Here is a 22672-nt window from a genome sequence, read left to right on the forward strand (position 1 = left end):
CGTCACTGTCGGGTCGTCATCGCCACCAGCCGACGGACCGTCATGACGGTCGACCGGGAAAATGATCGATCGAACGCGTACCGACCCCTGTCCGCAGTCGCCCTCGGCGGACAGAATCACCCGTATGACAAGCGCCACGATCGCACCGCCCACCGGTGCCGCTCCCCTAGACCTCGCCAGGGGATTCCTGACCGGCGGCGTGATCGGGGTGTCGCTGGCCGCCTTCGTCGTCGGCTGCACTCTCGGCAAGGTCCCGCTGATCGTCGCCGGACCGGCCCTGCTCGCGGCCTACGCACTGCTGTTCCGCCTTGTCAGCGCGCCGCGCCGGGCCCGGGAGGGCGCCCTGGCTCCCCTCACGGCACTGGCGCTGATCGACGGACGGGAGATGCGCACGGTCGAGGAGACGGACGTCCCGGTGCGCTTCGACCTGACCGTCGCCCCGGACCTGGCGCCCGCCTTCCGCATCCGGATCACCCAGGACGTGCACGTCTCCGAACTCACCGACTACCGGCCGGGCACGGTCCTGGTGGTCCGCTACCCTCCGGACCGGCCGTGGCTGCTGCGGATCGTGAAGCGGCCGACCCCGGAGTGGGAGGACCGGGCGGCCGGCGCCGTCCTGGAGCCGGCACCCGGGCCGGCCGTGGTGGCAGACCGTCAGGAGGGCTGCGCCTGGAGCCTGACCACTCTCCTCGGGGTGCTGCTCGGCGCGGCCGCCGTGGTGCTGCTCATGCGGGCCGAGCTGTTCGGGAAGGACACCGACGCGCCCGCCGCCCAGCCCGTCCCCGTCACCTCGTCGAGCACGAGCACGAGCACGAGCACGTTCTCGGTGACGGCCACGGTCGCCTCCTCGACCACCGGCACGGTGGCCTTCGGACCCGGCCGGTCGGTGCTGGACCGGGGCGTGCTGCGGGAGGCCGTCGAGTCGCTCACCGGGGGCGGGGACGGCAAGCAGGCGCTGACCGTCGTGGTGCGGGAGCAGCTGCTGACGGTGGTGTTCGCCCCCGCCGGGGTGAGCGCCCCGGCGTTCGACCCGCGGTCGCTGCCCTTCGACCGGTTGCCCGCGCTGGTCGAGGAGGCCAGGACCACGCTCGGTGTCGACGCGCCGGGCACCTGGCAGCTCTCCGCGGAGCGCCTGGCCGGTGCGCTCACGATCAGGATCGGCGTGACCGGGGCCGGCGGCCCGGCCTCGCTGGAGGCGGACGGGCGGGGCGTGGTGGTGCGGCGCAGCCCGGCCCGTTGAGGGCGCGCAGGAGCGGTGGGTCGCGGTGGCGCGGGCCGGTGGAGCAACGGGCCGGCGGAGCAGCGGGGTCGGAACGGCAGGAGGGACGGGCGATGGGGTGGCACGGGTACCTGGCGCTGTGGTGCGGGGTGCTGGGCGCGGTCGCGCTGGTGGGGTACGGCAGGTCGCTGGCCGGGATGACACGCGAGCAGCGGGCGGTGCGGGTCCCGGGACGGATCGAGCAGGTGCGGGCGCCCCGGCACGGCGGCTCCCGGCGCGGCGGAATCCCGGTGGTGGTGTCCTACCGCGAACCGTCCAGCGGCGCGCGGGTCGTGGTGACGAACGACGGAGAGCACGGCGAGCAGGGTGAGACGATCACCGCCGCGTGGACGGGCCGGGAGATCGGGGTCCGCTACCCGCGCGGCAGGCCGCACGACTACCGGTTCACCGCGGACCCGCAGGCGGGCGGTCGCGGGCTGGGCTGGCCGAACACGGCATTGTTCCTGCTGTACGCCGGTCTGGTGGTCGCCGCCGCGGTCGACCGCGGCTGGCCGTGGGCGCTGATCGGCGTCTGCGGGCCGTGGGCCCTCATCGGCGTCTGCTACCTGCCGGGGAACGTGCGCGACACCAGGCACCGCCGTGAGCGGCTGGCCTCGATGGTCGCCGCCGAAGGCCGGATCGTCGCGGTACTCCGGGACGTCACCACCGACGCCGAGGGCAGCACCTCCACCACGGTCACACCGGTGGTGGCGTTCACCACCCGCGAGGGCGCGGCCGTCATCGCGCACTGCGACACGGGGGTGCCGGATCCGGCCGACTCGTACGGGCGGCACCTGACGGTCCACTACCCCGCCGACGACCCCGCCGGATTCGTCCTCGACCACACGGCCCAACAGCGTTCGGTGCGCTCCGACATCGCGATCAATGTGGTGTTCCTGGTCCTCGTCGCGGCAGCGGCCGTCACGGGCGTCCTGCTGCTCTGACCCGACCTCGGGACCGGGTCGTCCGGCGGCTCCGCAGGAGTCGGCTCCCTCGGAGCCGGGTCCGCAAGGCCGGTCTCGACCGTGAGCGAACCGGAACCGGGCCCGCTCAGGAGCAGCAGGAGCGGCAGCAGGCACAGGAGGTAGATCGCGAGATTGAACGCGCTCGAAGCAGGGCTTGGTACCTCCGGCGGTCAATCTCGCGCAACGTGCGGCTTCCTGGGGCGCGCCGGTCGGCCCCGGCCACCGCCGTTCACGCCGCCCGGTCCGCTGCTCCTCGGGCCGGACGCGGGAACCCGCCGGGCCATGGGCCCGGCGGGTTCGCGGTGTCACGGCAGGTGCCTCGTCGGGACCTACCAGTCGGTGCCGATGGCGGTGCGGTTGCCGAAGGCGTTCGGGCCGGTGCCGGGGTAGAGGTACATGTCGCCGGTGGACCGCGGAGGTGCCTGGACGGCGGCGATGTCGGTCCTGCCGTCGGCGTTGAAGTCACCGCCGACCAGGTCGCGCATGATGTTCCAGCCGCTACCGGCGCTGACCGGGGCGGCGAACCAACCGGTGCCGGTGCCGGGGAAGACGTAGAGGCTGCCGTCGCCCTTGCCGACGGCGGCGATGTCCGCCTTCCCGTCACCGTTGAAGTCCCCGCCGGTGAAACGGTCCAGGTTGTTCCAGCCGTTGCCGGCGTTGACCGGAGCCGCGAAGTACCCCGTCCCGGTGCCCGGATAGACGTACAGGTTCCCGTCGGCCGTACCCACCGCCGCGATGTCCGCCTTGCCGTCACCGTTGAAGTCACCGCCCGTGAAACGGTCCAGGCTGTTCCAGCCGGTGCCCGCCGACCAGGGCGTTCCGAACGCGCCGGTGCCGGTACCGGGGTAGATGTACAGCTTCCCGTCGCCCTTGCCGACGGCGGCGATGTCCGCCTTTCCGTCACCGTTGAAGTCACCCGGCGTCATACTGGTCAGCGAGTCCCAGTTGGTGCCGATCAGGCTCCGCTCGCCGAAGGTACCGACACCGGTGCCCGGGTAGAGGAACATCTTCCCCGTCGCCGCGTCCACCGCGGCCAGGTCGGTCCTCCCGTCACCGTTGTAGTCGGCCGACGCGAACCCCGTCATCCCCACCGGAGTGGCCGGCGGAGGGGTGCTGTTGTCCTCGACGACCTTGTTGTACCGCAGAGCCACGTAGCTGCTCGCCGGGTAGCTCGATATGTTTCCGCTGTAGACGTTCCCGCTCCCGTAGGTCATGTCGGTCCGCGAGTTCGACTGGTGGAGGTAGGTGAAGTCCCCGTTCGCCTGGTTGTTCCACCGCACGAAGAGCACGACGTGGTCGCTGATGTTGTCCAGCGCGTCACCGGGGCGCAGGTCGCCCTTGTTGATGCGCGTGGTCAGCGACCGGCTGTCGAGGGTCTGGGTGGTTGCCGAGCCCAGGCCGGTGGCCGACAGGTGCCAGGCCATCGCGATGAACCCCGAGCAGTCGGTGCGGTAGGAGTGGCCGTCGCCGTCCCCGTACGTCGCACCCTGGTTGTACTGGACGTCCTGGGCATCCCAGTACTGGGCGCGCGGCAGGATCTCGGACCGGTTGACGGAGCCGCCGAGGGAGGAGCCGGCCTGGGCGGGCGGTGCGCTCAGGCCGGCCGCGGCGACGGCGGCGAGCAGCGGGGCGAGCACGGAGGCGCGGCGGAAGCGGCTGGTCCTGGACATGGCTGACTACCTCGATCTGCTGAATGGCGGGTGGGTGTCGGAGACCGGTGCGGGGAGCCGGGCTACCAGTCGGTGCCGATGGCGGTGCGGTTGCCGAAGGTGTTCTGGCCGGTGCCGGGGTAGAGGTACATGTTCCCGGCGGCGCCCCGGGGGGCCTGAACGGCGGCGATGTCGGTCCTGCCGTCGGCGTTGAAGTCACCGCCGACCAGGTCGCGCATGATGTTCCAGCCGGTACCGGCGCTCACCGGGGCGGCGAACCAACCGGTGCCCGTGCCGGGGAAGACGTAGAGGCTGCCGTCGCCCTTGCCGACGGCAGCGATGTCCGCCTTGCCGTCACCGTTGAAGTCGCCACCGGTGAAACGGTCCAGGTTGTTCCAGCCGGTGCCGGCGTTGACCGGAGCCGCGAAGTACCCCGTCCCGGTGCCCGGATAGACGTACAGGTTCCCGTCGCCCGTGCCGACCGCGGCGATGTCCGCCTTTCCGTCACCGCTGAAGTCTCCGGCGGAGAAGTTGTCGAGGCTGTTCCAGCCGGTGCCCGCCGACCACGGCGTGCCGAACGCACCCGTACCGGTGCCCGGGAAGATGTACAGGTTGCCGTCCCCCTCGCCGACCGCGGCCAGGTCGGTCTTCCCGTCGCCGTTGAAGTCGCCCGGCGTCACATTGCCGACGGTGTCCCACCCTGTGCCGATCAAGCTCCGCTGGGCGAAGGTGCCGACCCCGGTGCCCGGGTACAGGAACATCTTCCCCGTCACCGCGTCCACCGCGGCCAGGTCCGCCCTCCCGTCACCGTTGAAGTCGGCCGACGCGAATCCCGTCATCCCCACCGGAGTTGCGGGGGCCTGGCCGAGGGCGTCGACGATCCGCTGCGCGTCGGCCACCTGGTACTGGTAGCGGTCGGGGTAGGCCGAGCGCTGGACGCCCTGGCAGACCTCGCCGATCGGCTTGTTCGTCCAGGAGTTGTTCGGATACGTCGAGAGCAGCGCGTTGACGAACTTGCGGGTCGTCGTCGCCGGATCGAGCCTCTGTGCGGTGCTGCCCCACGACGCCCGCTGTTGGAACAGGCCGACGCTGTCGTGGTCCTCCATGTTCGGGTTGTTCCGCAGGGTGGACTCGACGATGGCGGTGGTGATCGCGACGACCTCGGCCTGCTGCGGCACTCCGATGGCCCGCACGGTGTTGACGATGGCCCGGGCGCAGGACATCCGGTACGCGGTGACCGCGTTCCGCAGGGTGCCGGTGAGCTGTTGGTTCAGCTGAGCGGCGGCGGCGGTGTCGGCGGAGGTGATCGTGCCGCAGGAAACGTCGGGCAGGGCCGCGTACGCGGGGCTTGTCGCGGCCACGGTCCCGCCGGCCAGAACGGCGCTCACGACGAGGAGTTGCAGGGCCCTGGGCAGAGTCTTCTTCATGGGAAAACACTTCCTTCGTTCGCAGGCTTCGTTCGCAGGCTTCGTTCGCTGGGTCGGATGTGCCGTCGTCGAGGAGTCGGGCCACGACAGGTTTCGAAGGTGCTGAGGAGATCGCAGCCGACCGTGTGCCGGCAGGGGCGGGTCAGGGGCAGGCCAGGCTGGGCATGCGTGGGGTGCACGGCGGGCGCGGAGTGGGCGCGGGAGTGGGCGCGGGAGTGGGCGCGGGAGTGGGCGCGGGAGTGGGCGCGCCCCGCTCCGGTGACGTCCGGGTGGGCCCCAAGTGGACTGCTACGGGCGGCCCGTGGCGTCGGCGCCCGTCCGGGGCGGGGGTGGGGTGACGACCACAGGGGCTTTCGTGGTGCGAGAGCTGATGCTGAAAGGGACTCCTTTCGGGGTGCACGCACAACACGGGTGTGGTCCGGACCCGGTGGGTTCCGCGGTGACGCTGTCCGGGTTCCGCTCGGCTGCTCGTTCCTGCCGTCGAGCAAGAGCCTGCCTGCCGCCCGGCGGCCGGACCAGGGGTCGGCGCTGACCCGAACCGGCCTTGGCCGGGTCCGTCCACCGCGGTCGGACCCGGACACCGCCCAACGGCCCACGCCTCATGCCTGAGGTCTCACACGTCACGCCAGGCACATCCGGCTACCCGGTGCCCTCCGACCGACCGTCAGCAGCGGCCGCCGCGAAGCGTCCAGTTCCACGGGCGAGCGGCCCGTGCTGGGCAGCCGAGGTGCCACGCCCGCGCCGTGAGGAGCACGGTGATCACCCAGGGTGTGAGGATCACAGCGCGATGCGAGGAACGCGGCGGTGTGCTGATACTCGACACCGGTCAGGTCATCGACCGCGGACGTCCGCGGTGGGGAACCGAGGGCCACTGCCAGGGCTGCCCCGCCGCCTGGTGCGACCAGGACAGCGACTGCCGGACTCCCGAGGAGATCCGCCGGCTCCTCTTGGCGGAACACGGACCGGCACGGCTCCGGCCGACAGCGCCCGAGGCGAGTGCCGTGCCCGTCCTACGCGCCCTTCGAGAGGTCCACGACCTGTCGCTGGCACAAGCACGCTCAATGGCGGACGAGTTGAGGACGACCGGCCTGGTGGGCACGTTCGTCGAGACGGAACTCGTGGCCGCTCGGCTCCGACACCACTCCGCCAAAGCGACAGTCGAGCAATCGTCCGACTGAATCTCAGGAGCGAGTGACACACCGGGCGATGTCTCGGAGCGCCTGTGCACTCTCGGGCAGATGGCGATGCACGGCCGGCCCGCCCGGCCGCGCCCGCGGCTCCCGGTACACCTACGGTGAGGTGACCGGTGCCAACGGCGTCACCGAGACCACCACCGAACGCGGCCGGCTGGTCCAGGTCCACGACCATCGCCGCGGTGCTCCACTCTCGGCGCGCAGGGCTCACGGCTCCCCGGCCTCACCACTTCGCCGTCGGAAGTGGCGGGGCCCCGTGCGTTCCCCGTCCGAGGCGCGGCACGGAGGGCGGCGGGCAGGCGGGCAGGTCCCGTTGCTACGCCGTGGTGCGCGGGGTCAGGCCGTCCACGATGAGAGAGAGCCCCGCCTCGAACGCCGATTCGGGGTCGATGGACGGCACGTCGGTCGGCAGCCCCTGGCCGACGCCGGGACCGGGACCGGGACCGGCGTCCGCCTGTTCTTCCAGAACGCTGCCGACCGTGAAGCGGCTCGCCGTCAGCATCGCCATCTGCGCGTCGCGCTCGGGTACGCCGGAGGCGACGAGGAACGAGATCTTGTGGCGGATCCGGTCGAGGTCAGCGGTGGGCGTGGAGCCGGCGTGCAGGCGGGCGCCGTCGCGGCGCAGCAGCAGGGTGCGCCGGAAGCTGCGGGTGTTCTCCAGGAACCATGCGCGCCAGTCGTCCCCGGGTGTCGGCAGCGGTGCGTTCGTGTGGGGCGCCATCGCGGCCTGGGCCATCGCGGCCAGGAGGTCCTTCTTGGTGCGGAAGTGCCAGTACAGCGACGGCTGCTCGACGCCCAGCCGCTTCGCCAGTTGCCGGGTGCTGACGCCGTCCAGGCCGACCTCGTCGAGCAGGTCGAGCGCCTCGGCGACCACGGTCCCACGGTTCATCTTCGTCACGTTGACAATCTATCGCCGATAGACAACTCTGGAGAAGAATCATTCACCGATAGATTTTGAGGTGATGAACATGACACAGGATTCCGGGGCGCGCTCCTTGCGCGTCCTCGTCGCCGGCGGCGGAGTCGCCGGGCAGGCCCTGGCCTTCTGGCTGACGCGGGGCGGACACCGGGTGACCGTCGTCGAACGGTTCCCCGCCCTGCGGGCCACCGGCGCCCAGGTCGACCTCCGCGGCCAGGGCATCGAGGCCGTTCGCCGCATGGGCCTCCTCGACGAGGTCCGGAGCAAGCTCGTCGACGAGAAGGGCGTCGCCTTCGTCGACGCCCGCGGCAGGGCCAGAGCCACGATCATGGCCAACACCTCCGGACAGGGCCGCCAGACCCTGACGTCCGAGTACGAGATCATGCGCGGCGACCTGGTCCGCATCCTCAACGACGCGACCGAGCACGACGCCGAGTACGTCTTCGGCACGAGCGTGGACGGCTTCGACCAGGACGAGCACCAGGTCGTCGCCCACTTCTCCGACGGGTCGTCCGGCGAGTTCGACCTCCTCGTCGGCGCGGACGGCCAGGGATCACGCATCCGCCGGGCGATCCTCCCGGAGGGCTTCGACCCGTACTGGCGCCTCGGCATCCACACCGCTTACTGGTTCGTCCCCCGCATCGCCTCCGACACCGACATCCGCGACACCTACATGGCCCCGGGCGGCCGACAGATCATGCGCCGCAGCCACAACCCGAGCGAGACCCAGGTCTACTTCGTGCTCCGGGAGGAGTCCGCCGAGGCCTCCGCGATCCACCGAGCCCCCGTCGACCGTCAACAGGCGTTCTGGGCACGCAGGTTCCGCGACGCCGGCTGGCAGACCGAACGCTTCGTCGACGCCATGGCAACCAGCCCCTTCTTCCACTCCCAGGAGACCCTCCAGGTGCGCACCGGCACCTGGTCCGAGGGCCGCGTCGTCCTGGCCGGGGACGCCGCGCACTGCGCCTCCCCCTACAGCGGCATGGGAACCTCTGCCGCCCTGGTCGGCGCCCTCGTCCTGGCCGACGAGATCAATCGCCACCCGGACGACCTGCCGACCGCCCTGGCGAACTACGACACCGTCCTGCGCCCCTTCGTCGACCGGATCCAGGCCGAGGTCGATCCACGCCTCCTGCACCTGGGCCTGCCGATGACCCGCCGTGCCGTCAACGCCTTCCAGGCGGCCACCGCACTGGCCTGCTTCCTGCACATCCCCGACCTCCTCGCACGCCGGTCGAAGACGGAGCGGGGCGGCACCTGGCAACTCCCCCCAGCACGACACAACACCCAGTAGTGCCTTGCCAGGTGGTGTCGCAGGGCCGCCACGGGGCGGGCTGTCGCCAGGTTGGGCAGGCGCTGGCCCAGGTGGCGGTGAGATGTCGGAGGGAGGCCCAGGGCCTGGTGGAAGGTCAGGCCCCGGACCGGGATTTCGGGGCGGCGCACTGTTCGGTGAGGAACAGGCGGACGGCGCTGACGAGGGTGACGTGGCGATGCCGGCCGGCTTCGTGCCGACGCGGGCCGTCGGACCCGAGAAGCGGTCGGCCCTGGACCCGGACAGTCTTCTCTGTCATCGAACGATCTGGGCCGGAAACGATCCGGGCTCGGCGGATGCGGGTCGCGGCCGGGCTTGAGCCTCCCCGCCGGGCCTCAGGCAAGGAGAGCACCGGCGCCGTTCTGGCCCCGTCCGAGGGCCGGCCCACCCCGGAGGGTGCCGCGGCGCACGGTTCCGCACCGTCCGGCCGTGGCCGGGTGGGCCGCCAGCGTCAGAGCCGGTCGTGCCGGGCGGCTTCAGTGGACGTTGTGTCCCTTTTCGGGGGCGGGCGGTGAGGTGGCGCCGTGGATCGCGCGGGAAGCCCTCGCCCTGTGGCAGGCCGAGCGCGCCGCCGCCCCCCTCGACTCGGGCGGTGACGGAACCTTGAGGCGTTGCCAGCACAAACCGAACACAGATGATCAACGGTCGTCCCTGAGCTGGTTGCCAGTGAGCAAGCGCCGCTCCGCTTCCCTGTCCCGGGTCGTTGCCAATGCGTTGTCGACGATCTTCGAGAGCCCCTCGATTCGCGAGGCGAGAGCCGGTGGACCTCAGCCCCCCACGTGCACAGGAGCCGGACTCCGAGCCGGCTCGACAAGGCGCTGGACACCGAAGCCGGGCCGGTAGGGGACGAGGCCCTGCCGGGTGTCCCGGCGTTCGGCTGCATGCTCGGGGGTGCGGGAGACGGCGGCTGAGACTGTTTCTGAACCCTCGGACCTTCCCTGGGCAGGGAGAGGGCGGGATCTGAAGATCACTCGCGCCATTCTGGTAGGTAACCATGTTGACGCTAACATCGGATGGTGAGAGTGTCGGGGGCAGCCGGTGCTGTCAAAGGTTCCGGCCGGCCGATCGACCTTGCCTCCGAGGATGCACGGGCACGGCGGCCAGGACACGCGAGGCCGACCGAGCGCTGCAGGGCGTCCGACTGGTCCTGGCGTCCGTGTCCAGGTGCGGCCGTTCGGGAAGTGGCCGGTCCCTGCACCGGATGATCCGGGTGAGGTGGGAATCGGCCAGGCGTCCTGGGTGAAGGGCCCGAGCCAGGCTGTGGGCGATTCGGCGGGCGAGGTCGGCTGCTCCTGGCGGCAGGCCGTGGAACCGCCTGTCGGTCTCCTCATCCCGGGCGAGTCGCAGCACGTACAGCACGGCCTCGCCAACGCCGACGCGGACCCGAAGGTCTACTGAGGTTCTACTGCAACTGGTTTCAAGAGATCGACGGCAAGGATTGCACATGACGGACGCGCCCGTACGGATCGGACTGGCCGGCTACGGCTTCGGCGGCAGGTACTTCCATGCGCCGTTGCTCGCCTCCACCCCGGACTGCGATTTTCTCGGGGTGGTCACCACATCCCCCGAGCGCCGCAAGCAGATCACCGGGGAGCTGGGCCGGCCGGCGTACGACTCGTTGGAGGAACTGGCCCGGGCCGGAGCGGAGGCGGTTGCGATCTCCACTCCGGCGGCCACACACATCCCATTGGCCCAGGAGGCGCTGAAGCTGGGTTTGGCAGTGGTCTGCGACAAGCCGTTCGCGCTCGACGCCTCATCTGCGCGGGAGACGGCGGAACTGGCGGAGCGGCTGCGGGTTCCGCTGACGGTCTATCAGAACCGTCGCTGGGACTCCGACTTTCTGACCCTACGGCGGCTCATGACCGAGGGCGAGCTCGGTACTCTGACCCGCTTCGAGTCGCGTTTCGAGCGGTTCCAGCCCGAGCCCGGCCCGCCGGCCGCGGGCGGCGGCACCCTGCTCGACTTCGGCAGCCACCTGGTCGACCAGGCGCTCGTCCTGTCCGGGCCGGTCGAGCGGGTGTATGCGGAGATGCGGAGCCGCGACGGCGGCGAAGGGCTCGACGAGGACGTCTTCGTCGCGCTGACCCACCGGAGCGGAGCCCGGTCACACCTGTCCGGCAGCTGGCGGCAGGGTGCACCCGGTCCGCGCTTCCGCGCCACCGGCACCACCGGGACCTACGTGGTCGACGGTGTGGACGGTCAGGAAGCCCTGCTGATCGCAGGTGCCTCCCCGGCCTCCGAGGGGGAGCGCTGGGGCATCGAGCCCGAGCAGCGTTGGGGCAAGGTGCTGCGCGGCGACCACGTCGAGCCCGCACCGTCCGCCCGCGGCGAGTGGGACACCTTCTACCCGGCCTTCGCCGCCGCACTCCGTGGCACTCGTCCGCTGCCCGTAGACCCCTGGGATGCCGTGACCACCGCGACCGTACTGGATGCCGCGCGCACCAGCGCCGCCACCGGTGAGGTCGTACGCCTGTCCTGACCCCGCCGGCGGCCGGCAGCTGCAGCCCGGGCGCAAGGGAGGTCCCAGGTCGCCGCAGCCCGGGGAGTTGGCTGCGTAGGTCAGAAGGGAGAGCAGATGTTGCCGGATCTCATTGGACGTTAACGACCTGGTGCGTGATTGCGGCGCTGATGTGACCAGCGGCGTTGTGGGCGGCATGATCTGACGCTGTGACGATCAAGGTGAATCGTGCGGTCCTCGGCCATCGGGTGCTGACCGGCATCTCGCGGCGGCACCTGGCGGATCTGGTCGTCGAACTGGCCGCTCCGTGGCAGGCCGTGGTCGAGGGCCGGCGTGACCGTCGGCCCATGAGCCGACCGTGAGCGGGTGACCGGAGGCAGGACCCGGGCTGTCCCACCGGCCGAGGGACGGTGGGACAGCGCGGACCGAGGGGGTGGACCGGAACAGTGGGGGGCGACGACGGCACCGGGGTCGCCGGACCGGACCGGGAGCGCGGCGGCGGGCCGCGGGCGGGCGGCTCGGTGGGGCGTTGCCGGTCAGCTGGCGGCGGCGGTCGGCGCGGGGAAGGTCTCGCGGGGTCCGAAGTCGGTGTAGGTCACCGTGACCACCGTGGTGACGGTCGTGCCGTCCTTGGGGATCTTCATGGACTGGGTATGCGCCAGGACACGGCCGGCCCGGTCGATCCAGACGTCGATCTGCTTTCCGCTGACGCCCTTGTCGACCAGCTTCTGGTACTCCTCCGGGTCGATGGCCTTCATCTGGGCGGCCGTCATGCGGGCGCCGAGGTGATAGGCCGGGACGCCGTTCTTCTGCTCCATCCCCTTGCGGGCGGCCGGGCCGGCGTCGACGAGTGCCTTGACGTAGTCGCCGATGCTGTCCGACCGGGTGTCGTCCGTGGTGCTCGACGGGCTCCAGGCGCCGCCCGGCTTGCTCTTGTCCCGCATGAAGACGGCGCTGCCGGTGTTGACCACCTCCATCCAGAGCATCGGCTCGTCGCTGCCGGTGATCGTCATCTTCGTCTCGGTCCGGCCCTCACGGGTCGGGGTGTTGAGGTTCACCCGGCCGCTGGCGGTGATCACGGAGCCCTGGCCGTCCGCCGACGCGGTCGTCTTCATGGTCTCGGTGGCGGCGTACGGGGTCCGGTCGGCGTTGGCCAGGGCCACCGCGGGGTCGAACGCGCCGGTCGCGTCGACCGGCGCGCCAGTGGCAGTCGCGGTCGGCGTGGGCGTCGGCGTGGCGGTCGGGGTGGGCGTCGGAGTCGGAACCTCCGTCGTCGAGGACGGGCTCGTAGTGGCACTCGCACTCGCGCTCACGGTGGGACTGGCAGTGGCCGGGGCACCGGCGGCCGACGGCGCGGACCTGGCGTCGTCGCCGTCGTTGCAGGCGGCCACGGCGGACAGGGCTATCAGCGTGGCGGCGGCGGTCAGGGTGGTACGGCGGATCTTCACGAGTTCTCCGTCAGATGGGATGATCAGGGAGAACACTTTCACGAACCGCTGACATTCTCGAAAGCGTTTACGACAGGGTCCACGGCGAGCCTGCGGTGCCGTGACACGCACCGTGGCGAACTGTGGTTCTGTCGCGCGTTTCTGACACCGCCCGAGCCGGTGGCAGGGTGGGCCGACCGATGGTGGCCGTCGGGTCGGCCCGGACCGGTCGGGAGCCCCGCACCTGGACGTCAGCCGCTGTCCCCGACCCAGTCCCACCGACGCGGATCAGCGGGGCGGGGCCCGTAGTGGGCGCGGCCGCCGGAACCGAAGCGGCCGATCTCGGTGGGCAGCGCGGCGCCGTCGGCGAGAGCGTCGACGCCCCAACCGGTGACGTCCAGGAGCAGACCGTCGAGCGGCCCGCCGCACAGCTCCCGGTAGACCCGGCCGGGCCGCGGGCCAGGGTCCGGGTCGTCATGGTCCGCGCCGTACACCCGGCCCCGCATCAATGCCTCCTCGTCCATGTCCACCAGCATGGCGCCCGGCACTGACATCGGCCGGCGTCCGGGTTCCGGCGGACGGCTCCTCCTGCGGTGGGACGCGGCGGACGGCCGTGCGCCCGCAAGGGCCTGCCGCCCCGTGCGGGCCCGCCGACCGAAGGGATCGGTCCCTCCTGATCGCGGAAGCCGAACCCACCTCGCACGAACGGAAGCATCCGGATCGGCGGCACCGCCCGGACGCCGAGCGGCCCGTCCGCACAGCCGACAGGCCGGGGCGCCCCGACCGGTTCGAACCGGGCCCCGCTCAGCCGCCGGGGCGCGGCCGGAGTGCCCGCGCAACGCCCCAGCCCGCGGCCGCCAGTCCGGCCAGGGCGATCGGACGCGACCACTCCCCCGCCCCGGTCGGCGCGAACGCGACGGACAGGACCAGCCCGGACGCGGCGAGGGCGGCCAGCACGTGCGCGGGCCGGGCGCCGTCGCGCTGCGGGCCGAGGACGTCGACCAGCAGCAGATAGCCGATCAGGAGCGCGGCCACCGCCGCGATCCGCCCGAACGGGGGCTCGCCCAGCGCGGCCAGCAGGACGCTCCCGGCCGCCAGCACGGTACTGCGTGACGCGGCGAGCCGGCCGGGCCAGCTGTGCGGGCGGTGCGGCGGCTCCTCGAGCGGCGGGGCGGCCCAGAGGGCGAAGGCCGCGGCGGCCACCGCGGCTGCGGGCCCGAACCGGTCCGCCGCACCGTCGGCGGCGCCGACCCCGGCGGCGGTGAGCGCGAGGGCGACACCGGTACAGCGCAGCGCGGCCCGCTCGGCCCACCACGACCACGGAACCGCAGGGGCGGTCGGGGCCGCGACGGGCATCGGGGCCGGGGTCGGGACGTGGTCGGGCGTGGTCATCGGGCTCCTCCTCCGATCCGGCGGCGCAGCAGTGGTGCGAGCGCCAGGTCGAGCGCCTCGCCCGGGGTGTAGCGGGCCACCGGGACGCCCCGGGCGCGCAGCGCCGACCGCATCGCCTCGCGTTCGGCGTGCCAGAGGCGCAGGGCCACGGCGTCGATCTCGTCACCGGGCTCCACCGCCGGTTCGCCGGCCGGGATCTCCACCACGACCAGCGGATTGCCGAGGTCGCGGACCCGGCCGAGCACGTCCAGGATCCGCTGGTCGGCAAGCGGGGTGAACGCGTACACCAGCGCGTGGCGGGGCAGTGCCGCCACCGGGAGCCGGGGCGCGAGGAGCCCGCGGTAGCCGCGGTCCTGACGGACCTCCAGCACGCTCTCCACCATCCGGTAGGACTGCCGCTCCCCGCTGCCCGCGGTGAGCCAGCGCAGCTTCCCGCCGACCGCGATCAGACCGACCCGGTCGTGCCGGCGCAGGTAGGCGCGGGTCAGCCCGGTGGCCGCGCGCAGCGTCTCGTCGAGGCTGGAGCGGCCGGTGGCCGCGTCCCGGAAGTCGGCCAGCGTGTCCATCAGGACGACCGCGTCGGCGGCCCGCTCCGCCGCGAACTGGTTGATCTGGACGGCGTCGCGGCGGGTGGTCGACGGCCAGTGGATGCGCCGCTGGCGCTCACCGGGCACGTACGGGCGCACGCCTACCACCTCGACACTGGTGCCCTCGTGCGCGGTGGTGTGCTCGCCGAGGCGTTCGGGCAGCCGCACCGGGATCGGGGTGAGGCGGGCCGCGCTCGGCTCCGGGAAGACGTCCACCGTGCCGAGGTCGGTGCGAACCGTCCGGCGGGCCAGACCGCCGGCGTCGTAGACGTCGATGTCGACGCTGCCCAGCGTCCAGCGGCCCCACCGTTCGGCCCGGACCACCAGGTCGACCTCGGTGGCGCCGACGGTCACCGCCGTCAGGGTGACGCCCGGGCCGAGGGCGGCGGTCGGGTCGAGCCGGCCGATCAGCCCGTCGTGGCGGACGGTGATCCGTACGGTGATCGGCTCGCCCTCCAGGCAGCGGCGGGGCGTGACGGTGTTCTCGGCGTCCAGCCGGGACGGCCGGCCGTTGCCCGTGGCCGCCAGGGTGAGCAGGACGGCCGGGCCCGCCGCCAGCGCGAGCAGCCAGGGGTGACCGGTGGCCAGTGCGGCGACGGCCGCGACGGTGGCCACCGTGAGCAGGCGCAGGGTCCGCTCGCCGGGCCGCCAGTACGGGGAGGGCGGCGTGGTGGGCAGGCCGGCCAGGGTGGCTCTGGTGCTGCGGGCGACCAGGCGCGCGGCGGCCCGCTCCGGGCCCCGCGGGCCTGTCCGACCGTCTGGACGACGGCCGGTGCCCGCACCGCTCCGGGCGCCGCTCCGGGTGCCGGTGGGGCCGGTCGGGCCCGCGGTACGGGCCGGACGCTTCCGCGCGGGGTGCGGACCGGGGCTGCCGGCCGGGTCGGCGGTCGGACTGCCGGCCGGGCCGGCGAGCCGCCGGACCGGGCGCGCGCCGAGCGCGGCGCTCTGGGCGACGAGCCGGCGGGCCCGCTCCGCGCGCCGTTGGTCGGCGACGGGCTCGGGGCTCACCGGGCGGCGCCCGGGGCGTCCACCGGACCGCTCTCCGGACCGCTCTCCGGACCGCCTGCCGCGCGCGGCAGGGTCCGCGGTGCCGGAACGGTGGCGACCAGGCGCGCCAGGACCTCGTCCGCCTCGACCTGGCGCACCCACAACTCCGGTGTCAGGGTGATCCGGTGGGCCAGTGCCGGGACGGCGAGCGCCTTCACGTCCTCCGGCGTCAGGTAGTCGCGCCCCTCCAGCATCGCGCGGGCCCGCGCCAGTTGGACCAGCGCGAGACCGCCCCGCGGCGAGGCGCCGACCTGGATCTGCGCGTCGTTGCGGGTGGCGTGGACCAGCGCGATCACGTAGTCGACCAGGTCGTCGTCGACCTCGACCCGCTCCAACGCCGCCCGCATCGCGAGCAGTTCGGCCGGGCTGCTGACGGTCTCCAGGTCCGGCTCGGGCGTCGCGCGGTCCAGGCGGGCCCGGAGCATCGAGGCCTCCAGGCCGGTGGAGAGGTAGCCCATCCGCACCCGGAGCAGGAAGCGGTCGAGCTGCGCCTCGGGCAGCGAGTAGGTGCCCTCGTACTCGATCGGGTTGGCGGTGGCGATCACCACGAAGGGCTGCGGCAGCCGGCGGGTGGCGCCGTCGACGGAGACCTGGCCCTCGGCCATCGCCTCCAGCAGCGCGGCCTGGGTCTTCGGCGGGGTGCGGTTGATCTCGTCGGCCAGCAGGAGCTGGGTGAAGAGCGGCCCGGGGCGGAACACCATCTCGCCGCTGCGCCGGTCGTAGAACGGCGCGCCGGTGACGTCCGAGGGCAGCAGGTCGGGGGTGAACTGGATCCGGCGGAAGTCCAGGCCGAGGACGGTGGCGAAGGAGCGTGCCAGCAGGGTCTTGCCGAGCCCCGGCAGATCCTCGATCAGCACGTGGCCGCCGGCCAGCACGCCGAGCATCACCAGACGGAGGGCCTCGGGCTTGCCGACCACGGCGCGTTCGATCTCCTCGACCACCGCGCGGGCACGCCGGCCGGCCTCCTGCGGCGTCAGCACGGCGGCCTCGGTGGGGCGGCCCGGGCCCGCCTCGGCCACCCGGGCCTGCTCGGTGTCCGGGGCGGGGGCCTGGGGAACGGCGGTCATGACTCTCCTGGAGGACGGCGTCGGTCGGCCGATTCGTCGGAACCGGCGGTGAGCGCGGGAAGTGCGGGAAGTGCGGGGAGCGAGCGGAGCACGGGAAGTACGGGAAGTACGGGAGCGAGCGGAGTACGGGAGCGGTGGATACCGCGCGGCGCCCGCTAGCCGGACGTCGGCGGCGTCGGGCCGGGCGGTTGCAGGGCCTCGAGCCGGTCGACGAGCGCGAGGAGGACAACCGCCGGCACGGCCCCGTCCCGGTCCGCGGCCTCCGGATCGATCCACGGCCACAGCCGGGGCCCGATCAGTTCGACGGCCCGCTCACGGTCCGCGGTGAGCGAGACGCCGTGGGTCTCGGACAGGCGTGCCGCGAACAGCCGCCGAAGGCGACCGCGCAACGGCCCGGCGTCGCCCTGCGGGTCGAGACCCTCGCGCACGGTCCAGCGCCAGTCACCGAGGCCCGGCTCGCGGGACTCCATCACGCGCTGTCGACTGCGCAGACCGATGTCGAGGAAGCCCGCGCCGGCCACGTACCGGCCGGTGGCCAGGGCGCCGACGGTCAGCAGGACCGCTCCCGCAGCTGCCGCGGGAGCTCCGCCGACCAGCGCGAACAGGACCTCGGCCGACACCGCCGTCCCGGTCAACTCGATCAGGCTGTGCCGGACGGAGCCAGGCGCGGCGAGGCCGTGACCGGTCGGGCCGGTCGGGTGGGCAGGGCCGGCGGACGCGGCGGGGCCGGCTGTGCGCCGGTTCGGGCGGGCGCTCATCGGTGGCCTCCGGCGGCCCGGTCGACGGTCCCGGACGCTCCCACCGCCGCTGGCTCCGGCGGCGGGCCGGTCCGCTCCGCCAGTCGCCCGGCCAGGGCGTCCAGGGCGGTCCGCGCCCGGCGCACATGGGTCTCGTCCATCGGGTGGGTGGAGTACCTGGCCTCCCGGAACAGTGCGGTCAGAGCCCGCGCGTGGACCGGGTCGACACGGTCGTCGGCCATCGCGCGCTCCAGCAGCTCGGTCGGGCTGTCAGGAGCTCGGAGGGAGAGCCCGGAGGCGGCCAGCGATGTCTCCATCGCGGCGTAGCAGGCGATCACGGCCGCCCGCGCGTCGGCGCCCGTGAGGGCCCGCCGCCCCGTCACCACCGCGGCCGCCAGGGCGTCCTCGGTCCGGGCCGGCGCGGCGGGCAGCGGCGTCGGCGGCCGCCGCCGGACGATCCGCAGCCGCAGCAGCAGGACGACGCCGACGACCACCGCGATCACCAGCACGGCCAGGAGCGTGCCGAACAGCACCTGGACCACGCCCGACAGTGAGCTGTCGGGCACCGGTTCGCCGGGCTCGGGCGGCGACACCGTGGGCACCGGGGGCAGGGCGAAGTCCGGCAGTGGCCGCGCCCGGTGCGGCCCGTCCGGCCCGGTGTCCGCCCGGTTGTGGAAGAGGAACATCAGCACCGGCACCGCCACGGCGGCCCCGGGCAGCAGGACGGCGGCGGCCTCCCGCAGGCGCTCGGCCCATGGCGTGGGCCCGTCCAGGTGGCGGACCTCCGCACGGAAGCGCAGCGCGAACCGGCCGACCGCGATCAGCCAGCCGAGCGCGAGCAGCAGGACGAACCCGAGGGCCTGAACCGGCACCTCGGCGAGCGGCGCACCGAGCAGTCCGCCGTCCGGCCGCAGCGCCGAGGCCGCGAGCAGCAGGCCCGCCAAGGTCACCAGGACGCCCGCGATCCGGCCGCCCGACCCGCGGGCGGGCTCCCCCGCGCGGCCGTCCGGTGCGTCGCGGCCGTCGTGCCGAGGCCCGATCGGCTGCGCTTCGTCGTTCATGCGGCCACCCCTGGTTCCCCCGCAGCGCGGATGGCACCGCGCGAGCTGCAGCGTCGCACACCAACAATCGGATTGTCACCCCGCGTTGCGGTCCACCGCCGCGCTCCCGGACAGCGGGGCGACAGGCCCGCGCCACGGGCCCGCGACCGTCCACGTGGCGGACTCGACCGTGCCCGAATCCGGGCGCGGCGGCGGCGCGGCCGGCACCGATCGAGACCCGTGCGCGGCGACGGAGCACGAGACTGGGGACGCCCGACGGGAGGCGCGCTCGCGCACCGTGGCACTGCCAGGTCGCCGATGGCGGCCCGGCGTCGCTGTCACCGGCCTGCCCCAGCTCCTCGCCCGCCGCTTCCAGGCCGGCCGGGCCGGCGTCTCCCGCAGGTCGGCGACCAGCGGCATCCCGGCCGCACACTGCGGGACGGCTGCGGACCACCCCCGTCGCGCCCCTCGCACTCGTCGCCGGTCCGCCCCGCGGGCGCCCTCCGTCGACCTCCCAACGGCACCCGCATATGCTGATCCGCGCTCGAACGGATCGACGACCGTCCGTCCGGGCCGCGGGCCGGGATGCCGGAGGGGGCAGGTCCGCGGACACGCACACGCAGGGGGACGAGGACATGCGGGACGAACGGGAACCCGACGGGTACCAGGGGTACGCCGGGCACACCGAGCTCGACGGGTACGACATCGAGTACGGGGACAGGAACGGGGACGAGGCGGGCGCACCGCGCCGCTCCGGCGCCCGGAAGGCCGTCCTGGCCGCCGTCGGAGGGGTGTCCGCCGCGCTGCTGGCGGTCGGCGGGTACGGCCTCCACAACATCGTGACCGCCGTGCAGGGCGGGTCGTCGAACGGCGGCAGCGGCAGCGGCGGCGGCGCTCAGGCGTCCGAGACCGCGGCGAAGACCCCGCAGGCGCCGCCGACCACCGAGGAGGCCGCCGCGGTGGCCAAGGACTTCCTGGCGACCTGGGGCCGCGGGGACGTCACCGCCGCATCCGCGCTGACCGACCGGCCGGAGACGGCCCGCGCGGCGCTGGCCGCCTTCCGGGAGAACGTGCCGGCCCGCACGCTGGCGCTGACCGCCACGGGCCCGGCGACCACCGGCACGGACGGGGAGCCGGTCGTCGGCTTCCGGGCGAAGGCCGAGTTCGAGGGCGCGACCGGTGCCTGGGAGTACGACAGCACGCTCGGCGTCGTCCGGGGCGGGAGCGGCAAGGCCGTGGTGCACTGGGCGCCGACCGTGCTCCACCCGCACCTCGCCCAGGGCGGGACGATCGCCGTGAAGACGCTGCCCGACCCGGTCTCCAAGCCGACCGACCGCAACGGCAAGCCGCTCGAGGGCTTCCCCTCGCTGGCCGCCGTGCTGCCCAGGATCACGCCGGCCGAGGGCGAGACCGTCGTCAGCGGGCGGGCCGTGGTGCTCTCCGCGGCCGGGAAGGAGCCCGAGCAGCTGTACGTGCTCACCCCGCCGAGCGCTCCGCAGGTCAAGCTGACGCTGGACGCCGAGCTCCAGCGGGTGGCCGAGGAGGCGATCAAGCAGCAGGCTGCGGGCGGCAAGCCGGCCTCCCTGGTGGCGATCCAGCCGAGCACCGGCCACATCCTGGCGATGGCCTACTCGCCGAGCGGGCACAACCGCGCGGTCTCGGCCGGCCAGGCTCCCGGCTCCACGATGAAGGTGATCACCTCGGCGGCCCTGCTGGAGGCCGGGGTGACCCCGGACACCGTGGTGCCCTGCAAGGACACCACGAACTCGCCTCGGCAGTGGCACAACGACGAACGCGGTGACTTCCCCGCGTACACGCTCGCCGACGACTTCAGCCACTCCTGCAACACCGGCTTCATCGACAAGGGCCTGGAGAAGCTGCAGCCCGGCACGCTCACCAAGGTGGCCCGCGAGCAGTTCGGCCTCGGCCTGGAGTGGCACATCGGCATCGACAGCAGGGACGCCACGATCCCGGTGCCGCGCACCAATGACGAGGCCGCCGCGGAGTACATCGGCCAGGGCACGATCCAGGTCAACTCGCTGGCGATGGCCTCGGTCGCCGCCACCGTGCAGAGCGGAAGGTTCCGCCAGCCCGTGCTGCGGGACGACGCCAAGCGCGTCACCGCCCCGGGCTCACTGCCCGTCGGCGTCGCCAAGGACCTGCGCGCCATGATGGCCAGAACCGCCACCCAGGGCACCGCCCGCACGCCGATGGCCGGTCTCACCGGCCAGATCGGCGCGAAGACCGGCACCGCAGAATCCGGCGGAACAGCCACCAACAGCTGGTTCATCGCCTACCGCGGGGACCTCGCCGTAGCCGCCGAGGTCGACGGCGGCGGCCACGGCTTCGCCGCGGCCGGCGTGGCCGCGGCCCAGGTCCTCAAGGCCGGCGGCAAGGGCTGACGGCCTCCACCACGCCGTTGAGCCAGAATCGGACCGGCGACCACACCTCGACGGTCCACCGGTGCCTGGCCGAGGTGTCCCGGATTCCCGGTCTGGAGCCGGTGCCCGAGCCGGCCGACGGCGACAGCCGGGCCTGGGGCCGCCCGGGCGCACCCGGACGACTGCATCAGGCACCGGGTGGAGATCCAGGTCAGCACCTGACAGCCAATCAGAAGAACGGGTCCTCACCCGTGGGCCGTCGACCGGCTCGCGGGTCGGACCAGCGTGGCCGACTTGGCGGTGACCGTGGGTGCCGCCGTCTCTCCACCTGGCTTCGTCGCCGCCGTCCGGGATCGCTGTCAGGGCCGCAGGGATGCGGTCAACCGTCGTCCGGGCGCTTGCTCGCGCCCCCGTGGGCGCTTCCACGCCCCCCTACCTCTGCGGGTGCGGGTCGGCCAGGATGACGGGGTTGGTGTCCCGTACACGAAGGGAGAACCTGCTGATGGGATCGCACGAGAAGCCGCCGCCGGAGCTGGGGAAGGGCGAGGCGCCTCCGGGGAACGCCGACGGGCAGGTGCCGAGGCCGGATCCGGGCAGCGACGGGAAGCACCGCGGCAAGCCGAAGAAGGACTGACGGTGGATCTGGCGAAGCGGCGCGCGGTCCTCGACGAGGCCCTGGCCGCGGGCGGGGACTGGCCGGAGCGCTCGCCGTGGCTGCGGGAGGCCGTGGCCGCGCTGCCGAGGGAGATGTTCGCGCCGGACCGGTTGTGGCGGTGGGACGGGCAGCAGTACGAGGCCGCCGACCGGCGCGCGGACGCGGAGGGCTGGGCGGCGGTGCTGTACGCCGGCCCGGACGTTGCCGCGGTGACCCAGGTGACGGGCGGGCTGCCGTCCTCCAGCATCTCCGCGCCGGGCGTGGTGGTCGACATGCTGGACTCGCTGCGGCTGGAACCCGGTCACCGGGTGTGGGACATCGGCGGCGGGCAGGGCTGGAACGCGGCCCTCGCCGCGTGGCGGGCCGGTCCCGGGCGGGTGGTGTCCACGGAGATCGACGCCGGTCTCGCGGCCTTCGCCCGCCGGCGGCTGGCGGCCGCCGGCCTGGAGGTCGAGGTGCTCACCGGGGACGCCACCACCACCGGCCCCTGCGGCGAACGGTTCGATCGGGTGATCGCCACCTACGCGGTCGAGCGGGTGCCGTGGACGTGGGTGGAAGCGTGCCGGCCGGGCGGGCGGATCGTCTACCCGTGGGGTCGGCTCGGGCACGTCGCGCTCACCGTCGCCGACGACGGGCGCTCGGCGTCCGGCTGGGTACAGGGACTGGCACAGTTCATGGCCGACCGCACCGGCCCGGTGCCGCCGACGGCCGGCTGGGCCGGGTACACCGCGGTGCGCGGCGGCGGACCGGCCGCCACCGAGCGGCGGATCGACCGCGACCTCGCACCGCTCGAAGGCGACTGGAACCTGCGCTTCGCCCTGCGCGTCGCGGTGCCGGACGCGATGGTCACGACCGGCCGCGACGAGGACGGCGTCAACGCCTGGGTCCACGACGGCCGCACGTCGTGGGCGTCGTTCTCCGCGGTCGGGGACGGCACGACCGTGCTGCACCAGGGCGGGGAGCGGCGGCGGATCGGCGACGAGCTGGTGACCGCCTGGAGGGCGTGGGAGGAACTCGGCCGGCCCGAACCGTACGACTACGGCATCACCGTCACCCCCGACCGCCAATGGGTGTGGCTGAACCAGCCGGACGCCGACGGGCCCCGGTGGCCCATCGACGACGCGACGCCCGCCGCGTCGGGCTGAAGCAGCCCGACGG

The 22672-nt window shown here is 73.5% G+C and carries 19 protein-coding genes and 1 pseudogene; 10 read left to right on the forward strand and 10 right to left on the reverse strand.

All coding sequences use genetic code 11. The features are described from left to right. Positions 1-124 precede the first annotated feature (124 nt). Together ADK60_RS20365 and ADK60_RS20370 are read left to right on the forward strand one after the other, a co-directional pair. Complete coding sequence (locus ADK60_RS20365; RefSeq protein ID WP_053647895.1) at positions 125-1240, forward strand: hypothetical protein; 1116 nt, start codon at positions 125-127, stop codon at positions 1238-1240. Between the two features lie 92 nt (positions 1241-1332). Then, positions 1333-2202, forward strand: coding sequence for a DUF3592 domain-containing protein (locus tag ADK60_RS20370; protein ID WP_053647896.1), 870 nt, complete (start codon positions 1333-1335; stop codon positions 2200-2202). A 350-nt stretch (positions 2203-2552) separates the two neighbouring features. On the opposite strand, the gene ADK60_RS20375 is transcribed toward ADK60_RS20370, so the two are convergent. Together ADK60_RS20375 and ADK60_RS20380 are read right to left on the reverse strand one after the other, a co-directional pair. Continuing rightward, positions 2553-3893 (reverse strand): FG-GAP repeat domain-containing protein, encoded by a 1341-nt coding sequence (locus ADK60_RS20375; protein ID WP_053647898.1) that lies wholly within the window; start codon positions 3891-3893, stop codon positions 2553-2555. 62 nt (positions 3894-3955) lie between these two features. Further along, a complete protein-coding gene (locus ADK60_RS20380; RefSeq protein WP_053647900.1) occupies positions 3956-5299 on the reverse strand; it encodes an FG-GAP repeat domain-containing protein in 1344 nt (447 codons plus the stop codon). Positions 5300-6054: 755 nt separating this feature from the next. Here ADK60_RS20380 and ADK60_RS20385 point away from each other — a divergent pair. Next, complete coding sequence (locus tag ADK60_RS20385) at positions 6055-6477, forward strand: hypothetical protein (RefSeq protein ID WP_234371175.1); 423 nt, start codon at positions 6055-6057, stop codon at positions 6475-6477. 331 nt (positions 6478-6808) lie between these two features. Here ADK60_RS20385 and ADK60_RS20390 read toward each other — a convergent pair whose 3' ends face one another. Beyond that, positions 6809-7381 (reverse strand): TetR/AcrR family transcriptional regulator C-terminal domain-containing protein, encoded by a 573-nt coding sequence (locus tag ADK60_RS20390; protein WP_199839705.1) that lies wholly within the window; start codon positions 7379-7381, stop codon positions 6809-6811. Positions 7382-7460: 79 nt separating this feature from the next. On the opposite strand from ADK60_RS20390, the gene ADK60_RS20395 reads away from it, so the two are divergent. From ADK60_RS20395 to ADK60_RS42160, 4 genes and pseudogenes are all read left to right on the forward strand, one after another. Next, on the forward strand, positions 7461-8705 hold the full coding sequence (locus tag ADK60_RS20395) for an FAD-dependent monooxygenase (protein ID WP_053647952.1): 1245 nt from the start codon (positions 7461-7463) through the stop codon (positions 8703-8705). A gap of 1233 nt (positions 8706-9938) precedes the next feature. Continuing rightward, on the forward strand, positions 9939-10121 hold the full coding sequence (locus tag ADK60_RS20400) for a hypothetical protein (RefSeq protein ID WP_053647906.1): 183 nt from the start codon (positions 9939-9941) through the stop codon (positions 10119-10121). Positions 10122-10167: 46 nt separating this feature from the next. Continuing rightward, the gene (locus ADK60_RS20405; protein WP_053647907.1) at positions 10168-11202 is read left to right on the forward strand and encodes a Gfo/Idh/MocA family protein; all 1035 of its coding nucleotides are present in this window, start codon (positions 10168-10170) and stop codon (positions 11200-11202) included. 188 nt (positions 11203-11390) lie between these two features. After that, positions 11391-11516: pseudogene (locus ADK60_RS42160) on the forward strand (transposase family protein); the annotation flags it as partial. Between the two features lie 201 nt (positions 11517-11717). On the opposite strand, the gene ADK60_RS45805 reads toward ADK60_RS42160, so the two are convergent. The 7 genes from ADK60_RS45805 to ADK60_RS43600 form a co-directional block, all read right to left on the reverse strand. Beyond that, positions 11718-12629 carry a hypothetical protein gene (locus tag ADK60_RS45805; RefSeq protein WP_199839703.1) on the reverse strand — a complete coding sequence of 304 codons (912 nt, stop codon included), beginning with the start codon at positions 12627-12629 and terminating at the stop codon, positions 11718-11720. Positions 12630-12859: 230 nt separating this feature from the next. Continuing rightward, positions 12860-13132 carry a hypothetical protein gene (locus tag ADK60_RS20420; RefSeq protein ID WP_053647954.1) on the reverse strand — a complete coding sequence of 91 codons (273 nt, stop codon included), beginning with the start codon at positions 13130-13132 and terminating at the stop codon, positions 12860-12862. A gap of 280 nt (positions 13133-13412) precedes the next feature. After that, a complete protein-coding gene (locus tag ADK60_RS20425) occupies positions 13413-14000 on the reverse strand; it encodes a hypothetical protein (protein ID WP_053647913.1) in 588 nt (195 codons plus the stop codon). Beyond that, positions 13997-15595 carry a DUF58 domain-containing protein gene (locus ADK60_RS20430; protein WP_234371176.1) on the reverse strand — a complete coding sequence of 533 codons (1599 nt, stop codon included), beginning with the start codon at positions 15593-15595 and terminating at the stop codon, positions 13997-13999. Before ADK60_RS20430 ends, ADK60_RS20425 begins: the two co-directional genes overlap by 4 nt. Further along, positions 15592-16701, reverse strand: coding sequence for an AAA family ATPase (locus tag ADK60_RS20435; protein ID WP_079008555.1), 1110 nt, complete (start codon positions 16699-16701; stop codon positions 15592-15594). The genes ADK60_RS20430 and ADK60_RS20435 overlap by 4 nt, the downstream gene beginning before the upstream one ends. 155 nt (positions 16702-16856) lie before the next feature. Then, positions 16857-17459, reverse strand: coding sequence for a hypothetical protein (locus ADK60_RS20440; RefSeq protein ID WP_199839704.1), 603 nt, complete (start codon positions 17457-17459; stop codon positions 16857-16859). Continuing rightward, positions 17456-18499, reverse strand: a complete 1044-nt coding sequence (locus ADK60_RS43600) for a DUF4129 domain-containing protein (protein ID WP_053647915.1) — start codon at positions 18497-18499, stop codon at positions 17456-17458. Before ADK60_RS43600 ends, ADK60_RS20440 begins: the two co-directional genes overlap by 4 nt. Positions 18500-19113: 614 nt before the next feature. On the opposite strand from ADK60_RS43600, the gene ADK60_RS43605 reads away from it, so the two are divergent. The 3 genes from ADK60_RS43605 (at position 19114) to ADK60_RS20455 (ending at position 22659) form a co-directional block, all read left to right on the forward strand. Then, complete coding sequence (locus tag ADK60_RS43605) at positions 19114-20880, forward strand: penicillin-binding transpeptidase domain-containing protein (RefSeq protein ID WP_053647917.1); 1767 nt, start codon at positions 19114-19116, stop codon at positions 20878-20880. Between the two features lie 481 nt (positions 20881-21361). After that, positions 21362-21493 (forward strand): hypothetical protein, encoded by a 132-nt coding sequence (locus ADK60_RS47730; RefSeq protein ID WP_286163657.1) that lies wholly within the window; start codon positions 21362-21364, stop codon positions 21491-21493. A 2-nt stretch (positions 21494-21495) separates the two neighbouring features. Further along, positions 21496-22659 carry a methyltransferase domain-containing protein gene (locus tag ADK60_RS20455; RefSeq protein ID WP_234371177.1) on the forward strand — a complete coding sequence of 388 codons (1164 nt, stop codon included), beginning with the start codon at positions 21496-21498 and terminating at the stop codon, positions 22657-22659. Positions 22660-22672 lie beyond the last annotated feature (13 nt).

This window comes from Streptomyces sp. XY431, from assembly GCF_001279805.1.
Lineage (GTDB): Bacteria > Actinomycetota > Actinomycetes > Streptomycetales > Streptomycetaceae > Kitasatospora > Kitasatospora purpeofusca.

Coding starts and splice junctions, on each gene's coding strand:
- ADK60_RS20435 (WP_079008555.1), bottom strand. CDS start 16,701: ATGACCGCCGTTCCCCAGGCCCCCGCCCCGGACACCGAGCAGGCCCGG.
- ADK60_RS20395 (WP_053647952.1), top strand. CDS start 7,461: ATGACACAGGATTCCGGGGCGCGCTCCTTGCGCGTCCTCGTCGCCGGC.
- ADK60_RS20440 (WP_199839704.1), bottom strand. CDS start 17,459: ATGAGCGCCCGCCCGAACCGGCGCACAGCCGGCCCCGCCGCGTCCGCC.
- ADK60_RS20420 (WP_053647954.1), bottom strand. CDS start 13,132: ATGGACGAGGAGGCATTGATGCGGGGCCGGGTGTACGGCGCGGACCAT.
- ADK60_RS20425 (WP_053647913.1), bottom strand. CDS start 14,000: ATGACCACGCCCGACCACGTCCCGACCCCGGCCCCGATGCCCGTCGCG.
- ADK60_RS20365 (WP_053647895.1), top strand. CDS start 125: ATGACAAGCGCCACGATCGCACCGCCCACCGGTGCCGCTCCCCTAGAC.
- ADK60_RS43600 (WP_053647915.1), bottom strand. CDS start 18,499: ATGAACGACGAAGCGCAGCCGATCGGGCCTCGGCACGACGGCCGCGAC.
- ADK60_RS43605 (WP_053647917.1), top strand. CDS start 19,114: ATGCGGGACGAACGGGAACCCGACGGGTACCAGGGGTACGCCGGGCAC.
- ADK60_RS20405 (WP_053647907.1), top strand. CDS start 10,168: ATGACGGACGCGCCCGTACGGATCGGACTGGCCGGCTACGGCTTCGGC.
- ADK60_RS20380 (WP_053647900.1), bottom strand. CDS start 5,299: ATGAAGAAGACTCTGCCCAGGGCCCTGCAACTCCTCGTCGTGAGCGCC.
- ADK60_RS20375 (WP_053647898.1), bottom strand. CDS start 3,893: ATGTCCAGGACCAGCCGCTTCCGCCGCGCCTCCGTGCTCGCCCCGCTG.
- ADK60_RS47730 (WP_286163657.1), top strand. CDS start 21,362: ATGGGATCGCACGAGAAGCCGCCGCCGGAGCTGGGGAAGGGCGAGGCG.
- ADK60_RS20390 (WP_199839705.1), bottom strand. CDS start 7,381: ATGAACCGTGGGACCGTGGTCGCCGAGGCGCTCGACCTGCTCGACGAG.
- ADK60_RS20370 (WP_053647896.1), top strand. CDS start 1,333: ATGGGGTGGCACGGGTACCTGGCGCTGTGGTGCGGGGTGCTGGGCGCG.